General features: G+C 73.0%; 20 protein-coding genes and 1 pseudogene. 9 read left to right on the forward strand and 12 right to left on the reverse strand.

Features of this window, described 5'->3' with window-relative positions:
• Nucleotides 1-16: 16 nt before the first annotated feature.
• On the reverse strand, nt 17-685 hold the full coding sequence (locus ACP7TJ_RS14225) for a DUF4097 family beta strand repeat-containing protein (protein ID WP_427763396.1): 669 nt from the start codon (nt 683-685) through the stop codon (nt 17-19).
• A 224-nt stretch (nt 686-909) separates the two neighbouring features.
• Here ACP7TJ_RS14225 and ACP7TJ_RS14230 point away from each other — a divergent pair, with 224 nt between their 5' ends.
• A complete protein-coding gene (locus ACP7TJ_RS14230) occupies nt 910-1,641 on the forward strand; it encodes a helix-turn-helix domain-containing protein (protein ID WP_093768689.1) in 732 nt (243 codons plus the stop codon).
• Here the strand turns inward: ACP7TJ_RS14230 and ACP7TJ_RS14235 are convergent.
• From ACP7TJ_RS14235 to ACP7TJ_RS14245, 3 genes and pseudogenes are all read right to left on the reverse strand, one after another.
• A complete protein-coding gene (locus ACP7TJ_RS14235) occupies nt 1,638-1,790 on the reverse strand; it encodes a hypothetical protein (RefSeq protein ID WP_093768688.1) in 153 nt (50 codons plus the stop codon). The two genes, ACP7TJ_RS14230 and ACP7TJ_RS14235, sit on opposite strands and share 4 nt — an antisense overlap.
• Before the next feature lie 152 nt (nt 1,791-1,942).
• Nucleotides 1,943-2,920 carry an alpha/beta hydrolase family protein gene (locus tag ACP7TJ_RS14240; RefSeq protein ID WP_367471459.1) on the reverse strand — a complete coding sequence of 326 codons (978 nt, stop codon included), beginning with the start codon at nt 2,918-2,920 and terminating at the stop codon, nt 1,943-1,945.
• 32 nt (nt 2,921-2,952) lie between these two features.
• A pseudogene (locus ACP7TJ_RS14245) lies at nt 2,953-3,051 on the reverse strand (short-chain dehydrogenase); the annotation flags it as partial.
• A gap of 144 nt (nt 3,052-3,195) precedes the next feature.
• Between ACP7TJ_RS14245 and ACP7TJ_RS14250 the strand changes: the two are divergent.
• On the forward strand, nt 3,196-4,092 hold the full coding sequence (locus ACP7TJ_RS14250) for a helix-turn-helix transcriptional regulator (RefSeq protein WP_427763398.1): 897 nt from the start codon (nt 3,196-3,198) through the stop codon (nt 4,090-4,092).
• Here the strand turns inward: ACP7TJ_RS14250 and ACP7TJ_RS14255 are convergent.
• Entirely contained in the window at nt 4,089-4,991 is a 903-nt protein-coding gene (locus ACP7TJ_RS14255) for an aldo/keto reductase family oxidoreductase (RefSeq protein WP_193460344.1), read from the reverse strand. The genes ACP7TJ_RS14250 and ACP7TJ_RS14255 overlap by 4 nt on opposite strands.
• A gap of 102 nt (nt 4,992-5,093) precedes the next feature.
• On the opposite strand from ACP7TJ_RS14255, the gene ACP7TJ_RS14260 reads away from it, so the two are divergent.
• Nucleotides 5,094-6,014 (forward strand): helix-turn-helix domain-containing protein, encoded by a 921-nt coding sequence (locus ACP7TJ_RS14260; protein WP_427763401.1) that lies wholly within the window; start codon nt 5,094-5,096, stop codon nt 6,012-6,014.
• Between the two features lie 110 nt (nt 6,015-6,124).
• A complete protein-coding gene (locus tag ACP7TJ_RS14265; RefSeq protein ID WP_387792680.1) occupies nt 6,125-8,215 on the forward strand; it encodes a HelD family protein in 2,091 nt (696 codons plus the stop codon).
• A 117-nt stretch (nt 8,216-8,332) separates the two neighbouring features.
• Here ACP7TJ_RS14265 and ACP7TJ_RS14270 read toward each other — a convergent pair whose 3' ends face one another.
• From ACP7TJ_RS14270 to ACP7TJ_RS14280, 3 genes are all read right to left on the reverse strand, one after another.
• Nucleotides 8,333-9,022 carry a copper homeostasis protein CutC gene (locus tag ACP7TJ_RS14270; protein ID WP_189911456.1) on the reverse strand — a complete coding sequence of 230 codons (690 nt, stop codon included), beginning with the start codon at nt 9,020-9,022 and terminating at the stop codon, nt 8,333-8,335.
• A gap of 106 nt (nt 9,023-9,128) precedes the next feature.
• Nucleotides 9,129-9,806: a maleylpyruvate isomerase family mycothiol-dependent enzyme gene (locus ACP7TJ_RS14275; protein ID WP_093768683.1), complete on the reverse strand. Its 678-nt coding sequence runs from the start codon at nt 9,804-9,806 to the stop codon at nt 9,129-9,131.
• A gap of 82 nt (nt 9,807-9,888) precedes the next feature.
• Nucleotides 9,889-10,770, reverse strand: a complete 882-nt coding sequence (locus ACP7TJ_RS14280) for an alpha/beta hydrolase (protein ID WP_370163777.1) — start codon at nt 10,768-10,770, stop codon at nt 9,889-9,891.
• Nucleotides 10,771-11,028: 258 nt separating this feature from the next.
• Here ACP7TJ_RS14280 and ACP7TJ_RS14285 point away from each other — a divergent pair, with 258 nt between their 5' ends.
• Nucleotides 11,029-11,931: a virginiamycin B lyase family protein gene (locus ACP7TJ_RS14285; protein ID WP_387792676.1), complete on the forward strand. Its 903-nt coding sequence runs from the start codon at nt 11,029-11,031 to the stop codon at nt 11,929-11,931.
• A gap of 70 nt (nt 11,932-12,001) precedes the next feature.
• Here ACP7TJ_RS14285 and ACP7TJ_RS14290 read toward each other — a convergent pair whose 3' ends face one another.
• Nucleotides 12,002-12,205: a DUF397 domain-containing protein gene (locus ACP7TJ_RS14290; RefSeq protein ID WP_370163779.1), complete on the reverse strand. Its 204-nt coding sequence runs from the start codon at nt 12,203-12,205 to the stop codon at nt 12,002-12,004.
• A complete protein-coding gene (locus ACP7TJ_RS14295; protein WP_193460349.1) occupies nt 12,202-13,047 on the reverse strand; it encodes a helix-turn-helix domain-containing protein in 846 nt (281 codons plus the stop codon). The genes ACP7TJ_RS14290 and ACP7TJ_RS14295 overlap by 4 nt, the downstream gene beginning before the upstream one ends.
• Nucleotides 13,048-13,155: 108 nt before the next feature.
• Between ACP7TJ_RS14295 and ACP7TJ_RS14300 the strand changes: the two genes are divergently transcribed.
• From ACP7TJ_RS14300 to ACP7TJ_RS14310, 3 genes are read left to right on the forward strand one after another with little or no spacing between them, the layout of a single operon-like run.
• Entirely contained in the window at nt 13,156-13,623 is a 468-nt protein-coding gene (locus tag ACP7TJ_RS14300) for an ATP-binding protein (RefSeq protein WP_427763405.1), read from the forward strand.
• Nucleotides 13,624-13,654: 31 nt separating this feature from the next.
• Nucleotides 13,655-14,317: an HD domain-containing protein gene (locus ACP7TJ_RS14305; RefSeq protein ID WP_367487467.1), complete on the forward strand. Its 663-nt coding sequence runs from the start codon at nt 13,655-13,657 to the stop codon at nt 14,315-14,317.
• A 33-nt stretch (nt 14,318-14,350) separates the two neighbouring features.
• Nucleotides 14,351-15,394: a GNAT family N-acetyltransferase gene (locus tag ACP7TJ_RS14310; protein ID WP_367487607.1), complete on the forward strand. Its 1,044-nt coding sequence runs from the start codon at nt 14,351-14,353 to the stop codon at nt 15,392-15,394.
• 1 nt (nt 15,395) lies between these two features.
• Here the strand turns inward: ACP7TJ_RS14310 and ACP7TJ_RS14315 are convergent, their stop codons facing one another.
• The gene (locus tag ACP7TJ_RS14315) at nt 15,396-15,677 is read right to left on the reverse strand and encodes a DUF4031 domain-containing protein (protein WP_093768675.1); all 282 of its coding nucleotides are present in this window, start codon (nt 15,675-15,677) and stop codon (nt 15,396-15,398) included.
• A complete protein-coding gene (locus ACP7TJ_RS14320; protein WP_367487469.1) occupies nt 15,674-16,066 on the reverse strand; it encodes a hypothetical protein in 393 nt (130 codons plus the stop codon). Before ACP7TJ_RS14320 ends, ACP7TJ_RS14315 begins: the two co-directional genes overlap by 4 nt.
• 56 nt (nt 16,067-16,122) lie before the next feature.
• Here ACP7TJ_RS14320 and ACP7TJ_RS14325 point away from each other — a divergent pair, with 56 nt between their 5' ends.
• On the forward strand, nt 16,123-17,058 hold the full coding sequence (locus tag ACP7TJ_RS14325; RefSeq protein ID WP_093768673.1) for a MurR/RpiR family transcriptional regulator: 936 nt from the start codon (nt 16,123-16,125) through the stop codon (nt 17,056-17,058).
• Nucleotides 17,059-17,124 lie beyond the last annotated feature (66 nt).

Genomic DNA, 17,124 nt, shown 5'->3' on the forward strand with positions numbered 1-17,124 from the left:
CTGAGGCGGTGGGCGGTCACAGGCTGCGGGCGGTGATGTCGCCGTAGGCGGTGGTCGCGTGGACGGTGAGGCCGGCGGCGGCGCCGTCGGTGTTCATGAGCGTGTTGTGGACCCGGCCGTATCCGGTGCCGGCGTCCAGGGAGGCGGAGACCCCGCGGGCGGCGCCGACGGCGATGTCGCCGTGCTCGGTGCGCAGGGTGACCCTGCCGCGCAGGGCTTCGGTGACGAGGATGTCGCCCTTCTGGGTGCTGATCTCGGCGGGGCCGCCCAGGCGGCCGACCGAGACGTCGCCGGCGAGGACGGTGAGGCGGGCGCTCGCGGCCTCGTCGAGCTCGACCGTGCCCTGCGCGCCCTCGATGACGACGTCGCCGAGCCGGCCTTCGCCCCGCAGCTCCGCGCCGGCGGCCTTCGCCTCGACGCGGGAGCCGGCGGGCAGCCGGACGGTGATGTCGACGGATCCGGACGGGCCGAGAAGCTGGTTCTTCGCCTGCGGGCCGTCGATCCTGAGGACTCCACCGTCGTACGCGACCCGGGTCTGCTCCGCCGCCTTCGTGTCGCGGCTCTTCGCGGTGTCGGCGGGGAGGACTTCGACCACGGTGTCGGTCCGGTCCGCGGCGACGAACCGGATGCGGCCGGCGGCGACGTCGAGGGCGACGGAGATGGGGGCGGGGGTGTCGAAATGCATCGTGCGCTCCTTCGGGGCCGTTGTTTCTGACACCGGAAACGCTACGTTGCATTCACACCGCTGGCAACATACTTGTTGCATATAAGCGGTATCGGCACAGCTCACAGCACTTAAATCGTTGCAACGTTCTGCGATTTAACGCAACAGAGAGGTCTTCATTCGTTGCAACTAAAGGAAGGTGAACGCTATGCTCGCCCCACCACGGACCACGAAGGAGACCCCCGTTGCCAGGAGGCAGGCTCACCCAGCAGGAGCGCCAGCAGATCGCGTCGGGGCTGGCCGACGGGCTGGCGTACGCGGAGATCGCGCGGCGTCTGGACCGTCCCACCTCGACGGTCACGCGGGAGGTCATGCGCAACGGCGGCCCCACCGCCTACCGTCCTGAGCTGGCCCAGCGCGCGACCGAGCAGCGCGCCCACCGGCGCAGGCGAAGCGCGCGGCGGGCGAAGGCGGCGCCGGACGCGTACGGGCGTGACCCGGAGGCGGTACGGGAGTACGAGGAGACGCTCACGACGGTCTTCATCGCCTCGGGCACGCCCCGGATGATGGCCAGGGTCATGGCCTGTCTCACCCTCAGCGACTCCGGCAGCCTCACCGCCGCCGAACTGGCGGAGCGGCTCGAGGTCAGCCCGGCGTCGGTGTCGAAGGCGATCGCGTTCCTGGAGAGCCAGGACCTGGTGCGCCGGTTCCGCGAGGAGGGGGGCCGCCGGGAGCGCTACGGCTTCGACGAGGACATCTGGTACCAGTCGATGATGGCCAGCGCCCGGTCCACCGCGCAGGTCGCGGCGACCTCACGGGAGGGCGTGGACGTCATGGGGCCCGGCACGCCGGTCGCCACGCGGCTGGAGAACGCGGCGCGGTTCCTCGACTTCGTCTCCGAGACCATGATCCGGGCGGCGGAGGAGGCACGGGACGTGCTGTTCGCGAAACCCGAGGAGAGCAAGGACGAGGGTTAGCGGCGGCGGACGCCGGCCTCCGGGCCGTACTCGCCGAGGAGGATCACGTCGAAGGCCGCGCCGAGGAACACCTTCACGGCGCGCAGGGCGTCCCCGACGCGATGCGGCCGGGCCGGCGGACTGGTGGGGTGGACGGTGGCTGCGCTCATGCGTCCATGGTGGTCCCGCGGCCCCGCTACGGGCATCGGCCCACAGGACCGAACCGCGGGGCCGCCGCGTACACCTGCGGAACGAGCCGTCCCTCTCAGGCAGGACGGGGTCACCCCTAGGGGTCATGGCGGGCGGCCGTCCGAGCTCGTCCCTACTTCATGTACCTGTCGAACCAGTCCAGCATCTGCGTCGGGTTCTGCTGGAAGTAGGTGTAGCCGTCCCAGCGTCGCGTCGTTCCCTCGATCCAGAACAGCTTCTTCTCGGCGACCGGGATGTTGTCGTACATGGCCTGGATGTCGTCGGGCCATGTGTACAGATCGTCGCGCACCTGGTACAGGAACGTCGGCACATTCACGTTCTTCGCCCACGGCACCGGTGACAGTTCCGCCAGCCTGAAGCTGATGTGCAGCCTGATGAGCTCGTCCAGGTCGTCGATGTGGCGGGCGGGAATTCCGAGTCGCTCCAGCGCCCGTGACAGTGCGACGCCGGGGGACAGCGGCTGCGGAGAGACCATGCAGCGGACCCCTTCGAACACCTCGGGACGCCTCGTCATGGCGAACATGGTGGAGTTGCCCCCTACGCACCGGCTGAACAGACCGATCGTCATGTCCTTGGTGTCGGGGCGGCTGCGGACGTAGTTCAGTGAGCCGACGACGTCCCGCGACTCGAACCGCCCGACGGTGAAGACGCCACCGTTGGCCGCGCCGCTGTGACCGAAGTTGCGCAGATCGTAGGCGAGCACGTGGTAACCGGCATCGTGCAGGATCTTGTAGTCCGGCACGAAGTTCACCTCGAAGTCGTTGCCGGTCGCGGCACCGAGCGACTTCCACGGCTCCAGGTGCGACGGAAGCCCGGCACGGCTGAACCAGCGCGGATGGTTCGCGATGATGATCCTGTCGGAGCCGGGGGCCGGAATGAACCAGCCTTCCAGCGGCACCCCGTCCTCGGACGGGAAGCTCACGTCCTCGTACTCCAAGCCCTGCTCGGCCGGCGTATGCAGGATCGGCGAGCGCAACGACTGGCGGAACGAATCGGCGATGGTCCGCAGGGTCTTCGCGATCTGCTCGGGCTTCATGCCCTGAGGGACCTCGGCGGCCGCCTCCGTGGCTGTCTGCGGTGACTTCGACATGTTTCCTCCTACAAGGGGGAGTTCTCGTGCTCTCAATTCCGTGCTCCGCCGTCGACACGCAGGACGGTGCCGGTCAGACAGGAGGAGCGGTGGCTGAGGCGCCAGGCGGCGACCTCGGCGATCTCCGGCGGGACGCCCGGTGGAGTCGGTGGACGTGGTGGTCGATGCCGTCGTACATGCGTTGCCATGGCACCCAGCGTGCGTCCGCCCCCAAGGCCCAGCCAGGCACCAGCGGTACCTGGCTGGGCTCCCGCCACCGGCGGCACACTGGGAATATGGACCGACAGGAAATGGCGGCGTTCCTCCGCAGCAGGCGCGAGCGGATCTCTCCCGCCGATGCGGGGCTGCCGCGCGGACCGCGCCGCCGCACCCCGGGACTGCGCCGCGAGGAGGTCGCGCAGCTGGCGTTCATCTCGACGGAGTACTACACACGGCTCGAGCAGGCCCGCGCCCCGCGCCCGTCGCACGAGGTGCTGACCGGTCTGGCCCGTGCCCTGCGCCTCACGGACGCCGAACGCGACCATTTGCACCACCTCGCCGGCGCACCGCCGCTGCCCCCGGCCGGGCCCTCGCGCGAGGTACGGCAGAGCATCCGGGACCTGCTACGGCGACTGCCGCAGGCCGCGGCCACCGTGACGTCCGCGACGTCCGAAGTGATCGCGTGGAACGACCTGGCGGCGGCTCTGATGGAGGACTTCTCCGCGTTGCCGCGACACGACCGCAACCTGGTGCGCCGCGTCTTCCTCGGACCGCACACGCACGGTCAGCGGCTGTACGGGGTGTCGGACGCGAACGAGTTCGCCGTCCAGGCCACTCAGCGGCTGCGCGCCGCTGCCGCCCGCTACCCCGACGACCCGGAGACAGCGGAGCTCGTGGGCGAACTCCTCGCGAGAAGCGAGGAGTTCGCCCGGCTGTGGGACTCCCACGACGTCTCGGCCGATTCCGCCCTCTCCAAAACCTTCCAGCACCCGGTGGTCGGTCCGGTCACCGTCAACTGCGACGTACTGGACATCACCGACCGTGACCAGCAGGTCGTCATCTACACCGCGGAACCCGGCTCGCCCTCGGCGGAGGCACTCCAGCTGCTGTCGGTCATCGGCCCCCGGCACACGACAGGACCCGCGCGTCCTGCCAGGCGGCCCTCACCATCGCCTCAATCCTGTTCGACCTAGGGGGTGACGCCCGGGGTGGCGCCGATCGTGTCGAGGGCGGCCAGGTCCTCCTCGGTCAGGGTGAGGCCCGCACCGGCGACGTTCTCCCGCAGGTGCGCCACCGACGACGTGCCGGGGATCAGCAGGATGTTCGGCGAGCGGTGCAGCAGCCAGGCGAGGGCCACCGCCATCGGCCGCACGCCGTGCCGGTCCGCCACCGCCGACAGCGTGGCCGACTGCAGCGGCGTGAACCCGCCGAGCGGGAAGTACGGCACGTACGCGATGCCCTGGCCGGCGAGCCGGTCGACGAGGGCGTCGTCCTGGCGGTGGGCGAGGTTGTAGAGGTTCTGGACGCAGACGAACGGGGCGATGGTCTCCGCCTCGGCGATCTGCTCGGAGGTCGCGTTGCTGAGGCCGAGGTGCCGGATCAGGCCCTGCTGCTGGAGCTCGACGAGCGCCTCGTACGCCGCCGCCAGTGAGCCCGGCCGCGGTCCCGTGGCGTCGCCGAGGCGCAGGTTGACCAGGTCGAGGGTGTCGACGCCCAGGGTCTCCAGGTTGTCGTGCACGGCGCGGCGCAGGTCGTCGGGTTCGCGGGCCGGGGGCCAGCCGCCGTCGGCGTCCCGGCGCGCGCCGACCTTCGTGACGATGTGCAGGGTGTCCGGGTAGGGGTGCAGGGCCTCGCGGATCAGCCGGTTGGTGACGTGCGGGCCGTAGGCGTCGGCGGTGTCGATGTGGGTGATGCCGAGGCGTACGGCCTCGCGCAGCACGGCGAGGGCGCCCTCGCGGTCGGCCGGCGGGCCCATCACTCCGGGCCCCGCGAGCTGCATGGCGCCGTACCCGAAGCGGGTGACGGTCAGGTCGCCCAGCGTCCAGGTGCCGCCGGGCAGGGTGGGTGTGGTGGTCGTCCGAGGTGTGGTCATGTGCCCACCGTCCGCCGTGGGCGGCGGTCCGCCCAGTTCCCCGCCGATCCTGGGAGTGACAGGGCCAGGGACGGACGGCCCCGCCCGCTTACGCTGGAACGCATGTCTGAGGAGAACCGGCTCGGCGACTACCTCCGCGCGCGCCGGGAGCTGGTGACGCCGGACGACCTGGGGCTGCCGTCCCACGGTGTGCGCCGCGTGCCCGGGCTGCGCCGCGAGGAGGTCGCGCTGCTCGCCGGCATCAGCTCCGACTACTACCTGCGGCTCGAGCAGGGCCGCGACCGCAATCCGTCGGCGCAGGTGCTCGACGCGCTGGCCCGGGTGCTGCTGCTCGACGACACCGCCACGGCGTACCTCCACCAGCTCGCCGCGCCCCGGCCGCGCGCCCGCCGCCGGCCGTCGCGGCGGCCCGCCGTCCCGCCGGCCACGGCGCAGCTGCTGGAGTCGATCGGGCTGCCGGCGTTCGTGACGGACCGGGCCCTCGACGTGATCGCGGTGAACCCGCTGGGCGCGGCGCTGGTGCCGACCGTGCGGGTGGGCGAGAACCGGCTGCGGTCGTTCTTCCTCGACCCCGCCGAGCGGGATCTGCACACGGACTGGTCCGCCACGGCCGCGCAGTGCGTCGCCGTGTTCCGGCGGCGGCTGGGGACCGACGTGGACGACCCGCGGGTCGTCCGGCTGGTGGGCGAACTGTCGCTGGCGAGCGCGGAGTTCCGGAAGGTGTGGGCCCGGCACGATGTGCGTCCGGTCGTGGACAAGCCGATCCGGATGAACCACCCGCAGGTCGGGGAGCTGAGCCTCACCCTGTCCAAGCTGGACGTCGACGGCCCGCACGGGCTGGCGCTCGCGGCGTACCACGCGGCGCCGGGCAGCGAGGATGCGGAGCGGCTGGCGCTGCTGGCGTCCCTGACGACGGGGCCGGCGCGGCGGGGGGCGGGGTCGGCACGGCAGCGGACGTCCGGCGCGGACCGCCGTCCGGAGCGCGCGGAAAACCGTTTGGACCGCCCCCGCCCCACGGCCTAGAATCTCCGCTCTCTTCCCGCCTCCCCCACGGAGCGCCGCCGTCCGGACGGAAACCGGCCGGCATTCCTTCCTCGCGGCACACCCGCAGCAGGTCCCTCGGAGGCACCCCCTTGTCCGCGTCCACGCCCGTAGACGAGCCCGTGAACGATCCCGTGGACGGTCCCGCCGCCCCGGCCGGCGACCCCCTCGCCCGTGAACGCTCCCACCTCACCGCGTCCCGCGCCGCCCTGCGCGCCATGCGGGAGGACGTGGAAGCGCTCGACATCCGCGACGTCACGGCCAACTGGGTGAACGCGGAGGTGCTTCAGCACCAGATCGAGGAGCGGATCAAGGCGCTGGCCGACCTCAGCGACACCCCGCTGTTCTTCGGCCGCCTCGACTATCTGCACGCGCCGGGCGCGGAGCGGGCGGAGGGCGCGCAAGGAGAACGCTTCTACATCGGGCGCCGGCATGTGCACGACGCGGACGGCGACCCGATGGTGATCGACTGGCGTGCCCCGGTGTCGCAGCCGTTCTACCGGGCGTCCAAGAAGGACCCGATGGACGTCGGACTGCGCCGGCGCTTCGGCTACACCGGCGGCGACCTCACCGCGTACGAGGACGAGCACCTCTCCGACCCGGCCGAGGCGGCGACCACCAGCAAGCTGCTCCAGCAGGAGATCGAGCGCCCGCGCGTCGGCCCCATGCGCGACATCGTCGCGACGATCCAGCCCGAGCAGGACGAGATCGTACGGTCGGGGCTCTCGGGCAGCGTGTGCGTGCAGGGCGGCCCCGGCACCGGAAAGACGGCCGTCGGTCTGCACCGGGTCGCGTACCTCCTCTACGCCCACCGCGAGCGGCTGGCCCGCACGGGCACCCTGGTCGTCGGGCCGAACCGCTCCTTCCTGCACTACATCGAGCAGGTGCTCCCGGCCCTGGGTGAACTCGCCGTCGCCCAGGCCACGGTGGACGACCTGGTGGCGCACGTGGAGGTCCGCGGGAATGACGACGCGACGGCGGCGACGGTCAAGGGCGACGCGCGCATGGCGGAGGTGCTGCGGCGGGCCCTGTACTCCCACGTGACCATGCCGACGGAACCGGTCGTGGTGGTGCGCGGCTCCCGCCGGTGGCGCGTCCCTGCGTACGAACTCGAGGAGCTGGTAGGGCAGTTGCTCGACCGGGACATCCGCTACGGCGCCGCCCGCGAGGCGCTGCCGCAGCGGATCGCGCACGCGGTGCTGGTGCAGATGGAGCGGGCGGGCGAGGCGCCGGACGACCGGGTGCAGGACGCGGTGGCGCGCAACGCGGCGGTGAAGGCGGCCGTCAAGGCGGTGTGGCCGGCCGTGGACCCGGCGAAGCTGGTGCTGCGGCTGCTGAGCGACGCGGAGTTCCTGGCGGAACACGCGGAGGGGCTGCTCGACGAGCAGGAGCAGAAGGCGATCCTCTGGGCGAAGCCGGCCCGCTCGGTGAAGTCGGCGAAGTGGTCGGCGGCGGACACGGTGCTGATCGACGAGGCGGCGGACCTGATCCGGCGCACGCCGTCGCTCGGCCATGTCGTCCTCGACGAGGCGCAGGACCTCTCCCCCATGCAGTACCGGGCGGTGGGCCGCCGCTGCACGACCGGCTCGGCGACCGTCCTCGGCGACCTGGCGCAGGGCACCACGCCGTGGGCGACGCGCAGTTGGGAGGAGGCCCTGTCCCACCTGGGCAAGCCGGACGCGGTGGTGGAGGAGCTGACGGCGGGTTTCCGTGTCCCCACGGACGTCATCACGTACGCCTCCCGCCTCCTCCCGCACATCGCCCCGGGCCTCACCCCGGTCGCGTCGATCCGCGAGAACCCGGGCTTCTTCGAGGTACGCCGCTCCTCCGGCCCGGCGGACGTGATCGCCGCGTGCCGCGAACTGCTCACCCGCGAAGGCTCGGTGGGCCTGATCGCGGCGGACCCCCGCATCCCGGAACTGACCGACGCCCTCGCCTCGGCGGGCCTCCCCCACGTGGCCCCCGGCGAGGAGACGACGGAGTCGACCCGCCTCACCCTGGTCCCGGCCTCCCTGGCGAAGGGCCTGGAATACGACTACGTCCTCCTGGACGAACCCCAGGCGGTCGTCGACGCCGAACCCGACGAACGCACAGGCCTCCGCCGCCTGTACGTCACGCTGACGCGAGCGGTGTCGGGCCTGATCATCACGCACTCGGCACCACTGCCGGGGCAGTTGACGTAACCGCCCGACTCCCGCATCCCGTGGGCAGGCGTGCCGCTGGGGCGATGGGGGAGGGTGGGCGCGGACGGCACCCCGCTGACGCCGGGCTGCGCAACCCCCGCCCGGCGTCAGAGGGCCTCACTCCCCCAGGACACCCCGCCACCGGGCCACAGCAGCCGCCGACACCGGACCGGCCCACCCGTCCGGGCGGGCCGCGCCGCCGATGTGGAAGGCGTCCACGCCCGCGTCCAGCAGGGCCGGCACATGCTCGAGGCGCAGGCCGCCGCCCACCAGCAGCTGCTGGTCGTGCCCCGGCTCGCCCCGCCGCCCCGCCTCCGCGCACAGCACCGGCAGGCCCGTGTCCACCCCCTCCGCCGCGCCCGCGGTCAGGTAGGTGTCCAGGCCGGGGAGATCCGCGAGCTGCTTGCGCAGGGCGTCGCGGTCCGCCGCGTGGTCGATCGCGCGGTGGAACGTCCACCGGCAGCCCTCCAGCTCGGCCGCGACCCGTTCCACGGCCGCCAGGTCCACCTGGCCGTCCGCGTCGAGGAAGCCGAGGACGAACTCCTCCGCCCCTGCCTCGCGCATCTCGCGCGCCGCGGCGACCAGCCGTTCCACCGCGCCCGCCGCGAAGCCGTCCGCGAGCCGGAGCATGACCCGGACCGGGATGCCCACGGCCGCGCGGACCGCCGTCACCGTCGCCGCCGCCGGGGTCAGCCCGTCCGCCGCCATGTCGGTGACCAGTTCGAGGCGGTCCGCACCTCCCGCCTGGGCGGCGACGGCGTCCTCGACGTCGAGGGCGATCACCTCCAGGACTGCACGCTTGCTCATGGGGCCCCATTCGTCGGCTCGGACGGCTCCTACAGGTCTAGTCCAATCCAGACTACGCCTGGCCCTCGGCCCGGACCTCTCCCACCCGCCGCTCAGCCGGCGATGGTCAGCCGAAGATGTTCAGCTCCGCCGCCTCCACCCCGGCCAGCTCGTACGGCACCCCGTCCACCGGGCGACCCGCGTACAGCCGCATCAGCGTGGGCCCGTCGCCGATGAAGCGCGCCGGGGGCCGCTCCCCGGACGCGTCGCCCAGCCGTACCGGCTCGTCCGCGTCGTCCAGGTCGGCGTGCAGCGGCACATGCCCCCGCGCGCCGGTGACCTGCGCCAGCAGGGCGAGTGCGAACGGCAGGCCAGCGCCCGCGTACGCCCCCGGCTCCCCGAGCGCGTCGCGCACGTCCCCGGCGTGCACCCACTCGCCGAGCGCCACCCCGTCCAGCACCCCGCCCGCCTTCGCGATGACCGGCCCGGCCTCGGTCATGCCGTGGTCCAGTTCGTCGAGGATCCGCGCGGTGGTCCAGCCGGCCCGCTCGTCGATGTCCCGCTGGTTGCTCGCGGGCGAGAACACGTCCTTCTCGTACCGGCTCTCCACCACCCGCGACAGCGCCGCCGAGCAGTGCGCCAGCACGTCCCGCACCGTCCAGCCCGGACACGCCGTCACCGGCAGCGCGAAGTCGCCGTCGCCGCGCGCCCGCAGCAGCGGGAGCAGCGCGTCGCGCTCGACGCTCAGCAGCCGTCCCGGCAGCTCGGGGTCCCGTACCTCGTGCACATCCGCAGGAGTCGTCATGCCGTCCACGCTAGGGCCTGCGCCGCCGCCGGGACGGAAATCGCTCGGGAACGGCCGCGGGAGTCACCCCCGGCCGAGGACGTCACGACCGGGCGGACGGAGCGGTGCGTTCCGCGAGTTCGCCCAGGAGACGGGCCGCCGACGCCGGGGCGACCAGCCACTTCAGGTGGCTGCCCGGGAGGGTGTGGACGTCGTAGGGGTTGTCCGGCGTCAGCTCGTCGCCCTCGCGGATCAGCCGGTCCTGCAGCGCGAGCGGCATGCTCGCGTCGTCGGCCAGGCGGACGTAGGTCTTCGGGATCCTGCCCCATGTCGCGGCCTGCGCCCGGTCGGCGGAGGTGCCGACGTCCAGGTTCTCGTCGGGCTGGAAGGTGTTCAGGAAGGTCAGGAACTCCTCGTCCGTGCCATCGGCGAGGAAGGCCGCCTTGAACGCCGCCAGGGCGGCCGGGTCCGCGGTGCGGAAGTTGACGCGGAGCAGGCCGAGTTCGGCGGGGTTCCCGGCCGCGGCCAGGGCCAGAGAGGCGGCGTCGACCCCGGCCATCTCCGGCTCGGCGTAGTAGTCGCCCACGTCGAGCGCGACCGGGCACCAGGCGGCGACGTAGACGATGCTGTCGATCAGGTCGGGCCGCGCGTTGGCCGCGGCGGTGGCCGTGATGCCGCCCCGGCTGTGCGCGACGAGGATCACCGGGCCGTTCCGCCTGGCCCGCTCCAGGACCCCGATCAGGTGCGCGGCGTTGTCGGCGAGCGTGACCCCCTTGATCGCGCCGGGCGCGCCGGCGAGCCCTTCGAGGTCCTGCGGCGCCTGGTAGGCGCGGGTGTAGGTGGCCTCGAAGCCGTGGCCTGGCAGGTCGACGGCGACCGAACGGTGCCCGAGGAGGCCGAGTTCGGCCTGGAGTGGCGCGAAGGAGAAGGAGTTGGCGAAGGCTCCGTGGACCAGGACGAACGTCGGTTGCACCTGGTTGCTCACTACGTCCGGTCTCCTTCGGTTCGGGGGCCCGCGCGGCGCGCCCCGGCGAGGAGCCGGCCAGGAAGGTGCGCGGGCGGCGGTTCGTGCTCCGGCGGTCACCCTACTCAGCGGAAGATCGTCGGCACCAGGCGTTGTCGGCCCTTCCGTTCGGGGACGAAAAGCGGTTGCGCCGGGCGCCTCACCCGGTCAGGGTGCCGTGGTGATCCGCGCGGCGGTTCTCGGGGACCGGCGTGCGCGACCGTCCCGCAAGGAGTTGATGTGCCCTCCGTCCACACCCTGCCCGTCAAGGAGTTCCGTGTCACGGACGACAAGGCCGGGCCGTACGGCATCACGGCCGGCCCCGACGGCGCGCTCTGGCTCACCCTGGTGCACCGCGGCAGCGTCGCCCGCCTCACCCTCGACGGCGCCTTCCAGGAGTACGCCCTGGACGCGCCCGACTGCCGTCCCACGGTCATCGCGCCCGGCCCGGACGGCGCACTGTGGTTCACCCGCCTCCAGGACCACCGGATCGGCCGCGTCACCGTCGACGGCGAGGTGACGTCCTTCGCGCTGCCGTCCTCCGGCGGCGGGCCGTACGGCATCACGGCGGGTCCGGACGGCGCGCTGTGGTTCACGGAGACGACCGGTGACCGCATCGGCCGCATCAGCGTCGACGGGGAGGTCACGGAGTTCGCCCTCCCGGTCGCGGGCGGCTTCCCCTCCGCGATCACGACGGGTCCGGACGGTGCGCTGTGGTTCACCCTGAACGGCGCGAACGCGATCGGCCGCCTCACCCCTGACGGTGACACCGCCGTGCACCCCCTGCCCACCGAGGCCGCGGGGCCGGTCGGCATCGCGGCGGACGGCACGGCGCTGTGGTTCGCGGAGATCTCGGCGGGCCGGATCGGCAGGATCTCGGTGGACGGCCGGATCACGGAGTTCCCCCTCCCCGACCGCTCGGCCGGCCCGCACGCGGTCGTCGCCGCGGCCGACGGCGAGTGCTGGTTCACGCAGTGGGGCACGGGCCGCGTCGGCCGTGTCACGGAGGACGGCGAGATCACCGAGTACGCCCTTCCTGACCCCTCCTCCGAGCCCCACGGCATCACCGTGGGCCCGGACGGCGCGCTGTGGACGGCCCTGGAGACGGGCGGGGTGGCGCAGGTGGAGCGGTCATTGCCGTGACGGGGTCCGTCGCGGAGCCGCCCCCGAAGGAGCGGCCCCGGGACCTGGTTGTGGTGACGTCGGTTGTCGGTCAGTGATCGTGACGCGCGTGCGCGACGAAGGCGGACCAGGCGGCGGGGGGCACCGTGACGGTGCCCCGGCCGGTGTCCTTGGAGTCGCGGACGTGGACGGAGGTGAGGGAGGTGGCGACCTCCACGCAATCACCCCCGGCTCCGCCGCTGTAACGGGACTTGAACCAGGTCAGCGCCTGGTCTTCGGACTGCTCGGTCGTCATGAGTCTCCTTGCAGCAGCTGCTCGATGCGGCGCAGGGACTCCGCCGGGGTCAGCGCCTGGGCCCGGATGATTCCATACCGCGCCGCGATGCCCCGGACGATTTCCCTGTCGGTGATCACCCGACCGCTTCCCTGGCTCTCCAAGTAGGCCACCGGCTCCCCTCCTTCCGGCACCATCAATGTGAACGGACCGTCCACACAGGCGTGGTCGGTCGCGTCGGTCGGCATCACCTGAATCTCTACGTTCGGGTTCCGGCCGGTGCGGAGCAAGTGCTCGATTTGGCCGCGCAGCACGCCCGTTCCGCCGATGGGCCGTTGCAGCACCGCCTCCTCCAGGACGAAGCTCAGCACAGGCGCGGGCGCGCGGGTGAAGAGCTTGTGCCGTGCGAGCCGGGCGGACACCATCTGCTCGATCTCCGCCTCGGTCCGGCGAGGGCGCCACACTGTGAACATCGTCCGGGCATAGGCCTCGGTCTGCAGCATCCCGGGAACGATCAGCGGCGCGTACTGGTGGAACTCGATCGCCGTCTCCTCGATGCGCGCGGCGTCCCGGAAGAAGGCGGGATAGCGCGTGAGGGCCACGGCCTGCTTCATGGCGACCAGGACGCCGTCCGCCCGGAGCAGCGAGTCGAGCTTCTCGATGGTGTCCGGCCGGGGAATGCGCCGGCCCTGCTCGATCGCGGCGATCTGCGCCTCGCTGTACCCGACGAGCGGGGCGAGGGCGGACTGGGTCAGTCCGGCGCGCTCACGGAAGAGCTTGATCTGTCTGCCGAAGCAGCGCAGTAGTTCGTCGGCGGAGTCCCGGCCGTTCGCCGCGACCGCCTGCTCCGGAAGCTGCACCATGAGCCACCTCTGTCCTGCCCCGACAGGCACGTCGTGCGCCCCTACAGCGGCGCTGTGTGGGGACGTTGTCGCTGGTCAACGTACGGGCGTCACACGAGGCTCACCCTCATGACGACCGAGATTCCCCCCTTCGAGCGCACCGCCGACCGCACCCCCTCCGGCGAGGAGTCCTTCTCCCTCTGCTTCACCTCAACCCCCCGGGGCGCCCGCCTCGCCAGGCGTCTCGCCTCGCACCGGCTGGACGCCTGGGGCTTCCCCTACGCGTCCGAGGTGAACGACACCGTGACGCTCGTCGTGGCGGAGCTGGCCGCGAACGCGGTGACCCACGGCCGGGTGCCGGGCCGCGGCGTCCGGCTGGCCCTGGCGATGAGCGCCGCCCGTGACCTCGTCCGCGTCGAGGTCACCGACACCCGGGAGGACCGGCCGCCCGCGGACGCGCCCCGCCTGCCCCTCGGCCCGGAGGCGGAGACCGGGCGCGGTCTGTGGCTGGTGTCGCAGCTCGCGAGCCGGGTGTGCGTCGTGCCGCGTACGGACGGCGGACCCGGGAAGACCGTGCGGGCGGAGCTGCGGCTGTGACGTCGGGGTGCGCACCGGAAACAATGGGCGCATGGCCGACACCCAAGACCTCCGTGCCCGTTTCGTCCGCGCCCTCGAAGGGGTCCGGGGATCATCCGGGGGTCCGGATCCCGTGCCGTACGCGGAGAATCTGATCGCGCGCTGGCAGGAGCCGCAGCGGCACTATCACACGCTCACCCACCTCACGACCGTCCTCGACCGCGTCGACGAGCTGGCGGAGCACGCCGAGGACCCCGACGTCGTACGGCTCGCCGTGTGGTTCCACGACGCCGTGTACCTGCCGGACCGGTCGGAGAACGAGGAGCGGTCCGCCCGGCTCGCCGAGCGCGCGCTGCCGGAGGCCGGGGTGTCCGCGGCGAAGACCGAGGAGGTCGCCCGCCTCGTGCGGCTCACCGTCACGCACGACCCCGCCGACGACGACCGGAACGGCCAGGTGCTGTGCGACGCCGACCTGGCGATCCTCGCCGCCGCGCCGTCGGTATACGCCGCCTACACCGCCGCCGTCCGCGAGGAGTACCACTTCGTGCCGAACGACGCCTTCCGCGAGGGCCGCGCCGACGTCCTGCGCCAACTCCTCGGGCTGCGCCGCCTGTTCCGCACCCCGTACGGGCAGGAGCACTGGGAGGCCACCGCCCGTTACAACCTGCGCGGCGAGCTGGAAATGCTGTCGACCCCGCCCCCGCCCTCCGCCTAGCCTCCCGTCATGCACGCATCCGGAGCGGAACAGGTGGAGGAGGCCGTCGCGCACAGCGTGGCGGCCCTGGGGGCGGTCACCGACCGCGACTGGACGGGGGTTCGGGCGGGACGGCTGGAGTGGAACTGCCGCGAGACGGCGGCGCACGTCGCGAGTGATCTGATCGCGTACGCGGGGCAGCTCGCGGGACGGGCCCAGGGCGCGTACGTGCCCTTCGACATCGCGCTGGACGACGGCACCGACAACGCCGGCGTCCTCCACGTCATCACCACCACCGGCGCCCTCCTCGCCGCCGCCGTCCGCACCACCCCCCGCTCCGTGCGCGCCTTCCACCCGTACCCGTTCCGGCACGCGGGCCGCGAGGGGTTCGCCGCGATGGGCGTCGCCGAGGTGCTGCTGCACACGCACGACATGGCCGAGGGGCTCGGCGTCGCGTACGAACCGCCCGCCGAGCTCGGCGAGTTCGTGCTGACGCGGATCTTCCCGCGCGTCAAACCGGGGCCGGCGCCCTGGCCGACGCTGCTGTGGGCGACCGGCCGCGGCGAGCTGCCGGGGCGGGAGCCGGTCACCGCCTGGCGGTGGTGCAACAACCCGGTGCTGCGCTCCGAGCGGCTCGACCTGGAGGGCGTCACCCCGGCGGCCGCCGCGAGCCTGTCCGTCGCGGGTGACGGCGGTTTCACCTGGGCGGGAGGCGCGCCCGCCGAGGGCACCCGCGTGGGCGCGGGGATCGGGGTCAAGCAGTACGAGGAGGGCGCGTTCGTCCCCGAGTGGGGCATGTACGTGCTGGTCCGCCGGGAGGACGACCGCGCGGTGGGCGCGATGGGCTTCCACGGCCCGCCCGGCGCCGACGGCCGGGTGGAGATCGGCTACGACCTCGTCGTGGAGGCCCGCGGGAACGGCTACGCGACCGAGGCGCTGCGCACCCTGTCGGCGTGGGCGCTCGGCCAGGACGCCGTGCACACCGTGGTGGCCGTCGTCGAGGAGACGAACGTGCCGTCGCAGAAGGTCGTGACCCGCGCCGGTTTCACCGAGGTGTCCCGGCAGGAGGGCCACATCACCTACGAGCTGCGCGCCTGACCTACACCTGACGGCCGGTCCGGCCGGCCCCCTTGCGCCGCCGCAGCCCCGCCGCGTGCAGCAGCCGCACCACCTCGCGGCTGCTGACCTCGACCGCGCCCGCGCGCACCGCGTCCGCGTACCGGTGCGCCGGGATGTCGTAGTGGTCGCGTTCGAAGGCGCGGCGGGGCACGCCCAGGCCGGCGGCGAAGAGATGCAGCTCGGCGTAGGAGACGTCGCTCACCAGGTGGGACCACAGGCGGCCGTGACCCGGCCAGGTGGGCGGGTCGATGTACACGGTCACGCCGGGGGGTCCGCTTCGCCCAGTGCGCCGACCGCCGCGACCTTCACGCCCGCCTTGTGGCACACCCAGTGCGGGTCGGGGCCCAGCTCCGGTTCGACCTCCAGCGCGTGCGGGTCGCCGCTGCCGCACACCGGGCACAGCGGCCAGCGTCCGTAGCGCTCCAGCAGGGCGTCCTGCACGTCCTGCGCGACCAGACCGGCCAGGAAGCCGGCGCCCTCCGGCCACTGCTCGACCCACCAGCGGCGGTGCGTGACGGAGTCCTCCACGAGGGACACCACGTCCGCCTCGGCGACCCCGCGCGTGACGAGGTCGGCCAGCACGAGGGCGCGCGCCGCGTGCAACGCTTGTTCCAGGGGCGGAGGGGGGCCGGGTTCGCGCTGGGGGTCCATGTCCCCATTGTGCGCACTCTTGACCAGGAGCCCGGGACGAAAATATCTTTCATTTCGTGACCCATGACGTGAAGGAAATTTTCGGGAGCGGCGGCGCCTCACCCGCTCCGCCCGCGCCCGCCGCCCTCGCGGCCAAGGTGCGCACGCTGGCCCCGTCGATGACGCGCTCCATGCAGCGCGTCGCCGAGGCCGTCGCCGCCGACCCGGCCGGCTGCGCGGCGCTCACGGTCACCGGCCTCGCCGAGCTGACCGGCACCAGCGAGGCCACCGTCGTCCGCACGGCCCGCCTGCTCGGCTACCCGGGCTACCGCGACCTGCGGCTCGCCCTGGCCGGCCTGGCCGCGCAGCAGCAGTCCGGGCGCGCCCCCGCGATCACCACCGACATCGCCGTGGACGACCCCATCGCCGACGTCGTCGCCAAGCTCGCCTACGACGAGCAGCAGACCCTCGCCGACACCGCCGCCGGGCTGGACACCGTCCAGCTCGCCGCCGCCGTGACCGCCCTCGCGGGCGCCCGCCGCACCGATGTGTACGGCGTCGGCGCGTCGGGGCTGGTCGCCCAGGATCTCACCCAGAAGCTGCTGCGCATAGGCTTGATGGCGCACGCCCACAGCGACCCGCACCTCGCCGTGACCAACGCCGTGCAGCTGCGCTCCGGGGACGTGGCGATCGCCATCACCCACTCCGGCACCACCGGCGACGTCATCGAGCCGCTCCGGGTGGCCTTCGAGCACGGCGCCACGACGGTCGCGGTCACCGGCCGCCCCGACAGCCCCGTCACGCAGTACGCCGACCACGTCCTGACCACCTCCACGGCCCGCGAGAGCGAGCTGCGCCCGGCCGCGATGTCCTCCCGTACGGGTCAACTGCTGGTCGTGGACTGCCTGTTCGTGGGGGTCGCGCAGCGCACCTACGACGCCGCCGCGCCCGCCCTCTCGGCGTCGTACGAGGCGCTGGCGCACCGGCACCGGGCGACCCGCAAGGGCCCGTAAGGGGGCCCTCCCGCGCCCTGGTCGCATGCGCGCCCCCGCCGTACCCCCCTCCGAGCCGCCGGCCCC

The sequence above is a fragment of the Streptomyces sp. DSM 41931 genome (genome assembly GCF_050271085.1).
Taxonomy (GTDB): Bacteria; Actinomycetota; Actinomycetes; order Streptomycetales; family Streptomycetaceae; genus Streptomyces; species Streptomyces albogriseolus.

Coding starts and splice junctions, on each gene's coding strand:
- ACP7TJ_RS14225 (WP_427763396.1), bottom strand. CDS start 685: ATGCATTTCGACACCCCCGCCCCCATCTCCGTCGCCCTCGACGTCGCC.
- ACP7TJ_RS14235 (WP_093768688.1), bottom strand. CDS start 1,790: ATGAGCGCAGCCACCGTCCACCCCACCAGTCCGCCGGCCCGGCCGCAT.
- ACP7TJ_RS14240 (WP_367471459.1), bottom strand. CDS start 2,920: ATGTCGAAGTCACCGCAGACAGCCACGGAGGCGGCCGCCGAGGTCCCT.
- ACP7TJ_RS14250 (WP_427763398.1), top strand. CDS start 3,196: ATGGACCGACAGGAAATGGCGGCGTTCCTCCGCAGCAGGCGCGAGCGG.
- ACP7TJ_RS14255 (WP_193460344.1), bottom strand. CDS start 4,991: ATGACCACACCTCGGACGACCACCACACCCACCCTGCCCGGCGGCACC.
- ACP7TJ_RS14260 (WP_427763401.1), top strand. CDS start 5,094: ATGTCTGAGGAGAACCGGCTCGGCGACTACCTCCGCGCGCGCCGGGAG.
- ACP7TJ_RS14270 (WP_189911456.1), bottom strand. CDS start 9,022: ATGAGCAAGCGTGCAGTCCTGGAGGTGATCGCCCTCGACGTCGAGGAC.
- ACP7TJ_RS14275 (WP_093768683.1), bottom strand. CDS start 9,806: ATGACGACTCCTGCGGATGTGCACGAGGTACGGGACCCCGAGCTGCCG.
- ACP7TJ_RS14290 (WP_370163779.1), bottom strand. CDS start 12,205: ATGACGACCGAGCAGTCCGAAGACCAGGCGCTGACCTGGTTCAAGTCC.
- ACP7TJ_RS14295 (WP_193460349.1), bottom strand. CDS start 13,047: ATGGTGCAGCTTCCGGAGCAGGCGGTCGCGGCGAACGGCCGGGACTCC.
- ACP7TJ_RS14300 (WP_427763405.1), top strand. CDS start 13,156: ATGACGACCGAGATTCCCCCCTTCGAGCGCACCGCCGACCGCACCCCC.
- ACP7TJ_RS14305 (WP_367487467.1), top strand. CDS start 13,655: ATGGCCGACACCCAAGACCTCCGTGCCCGTTTCGTCCGCGCCCTCGAA.
- ACP7TJ_RS14320 (WP_367487469.1), bottom strand. CDS start 16,066: ATGGACCCCCAGCGCGAACCCGGCCCCCCTCCGCCCCTGGAACAAGCG.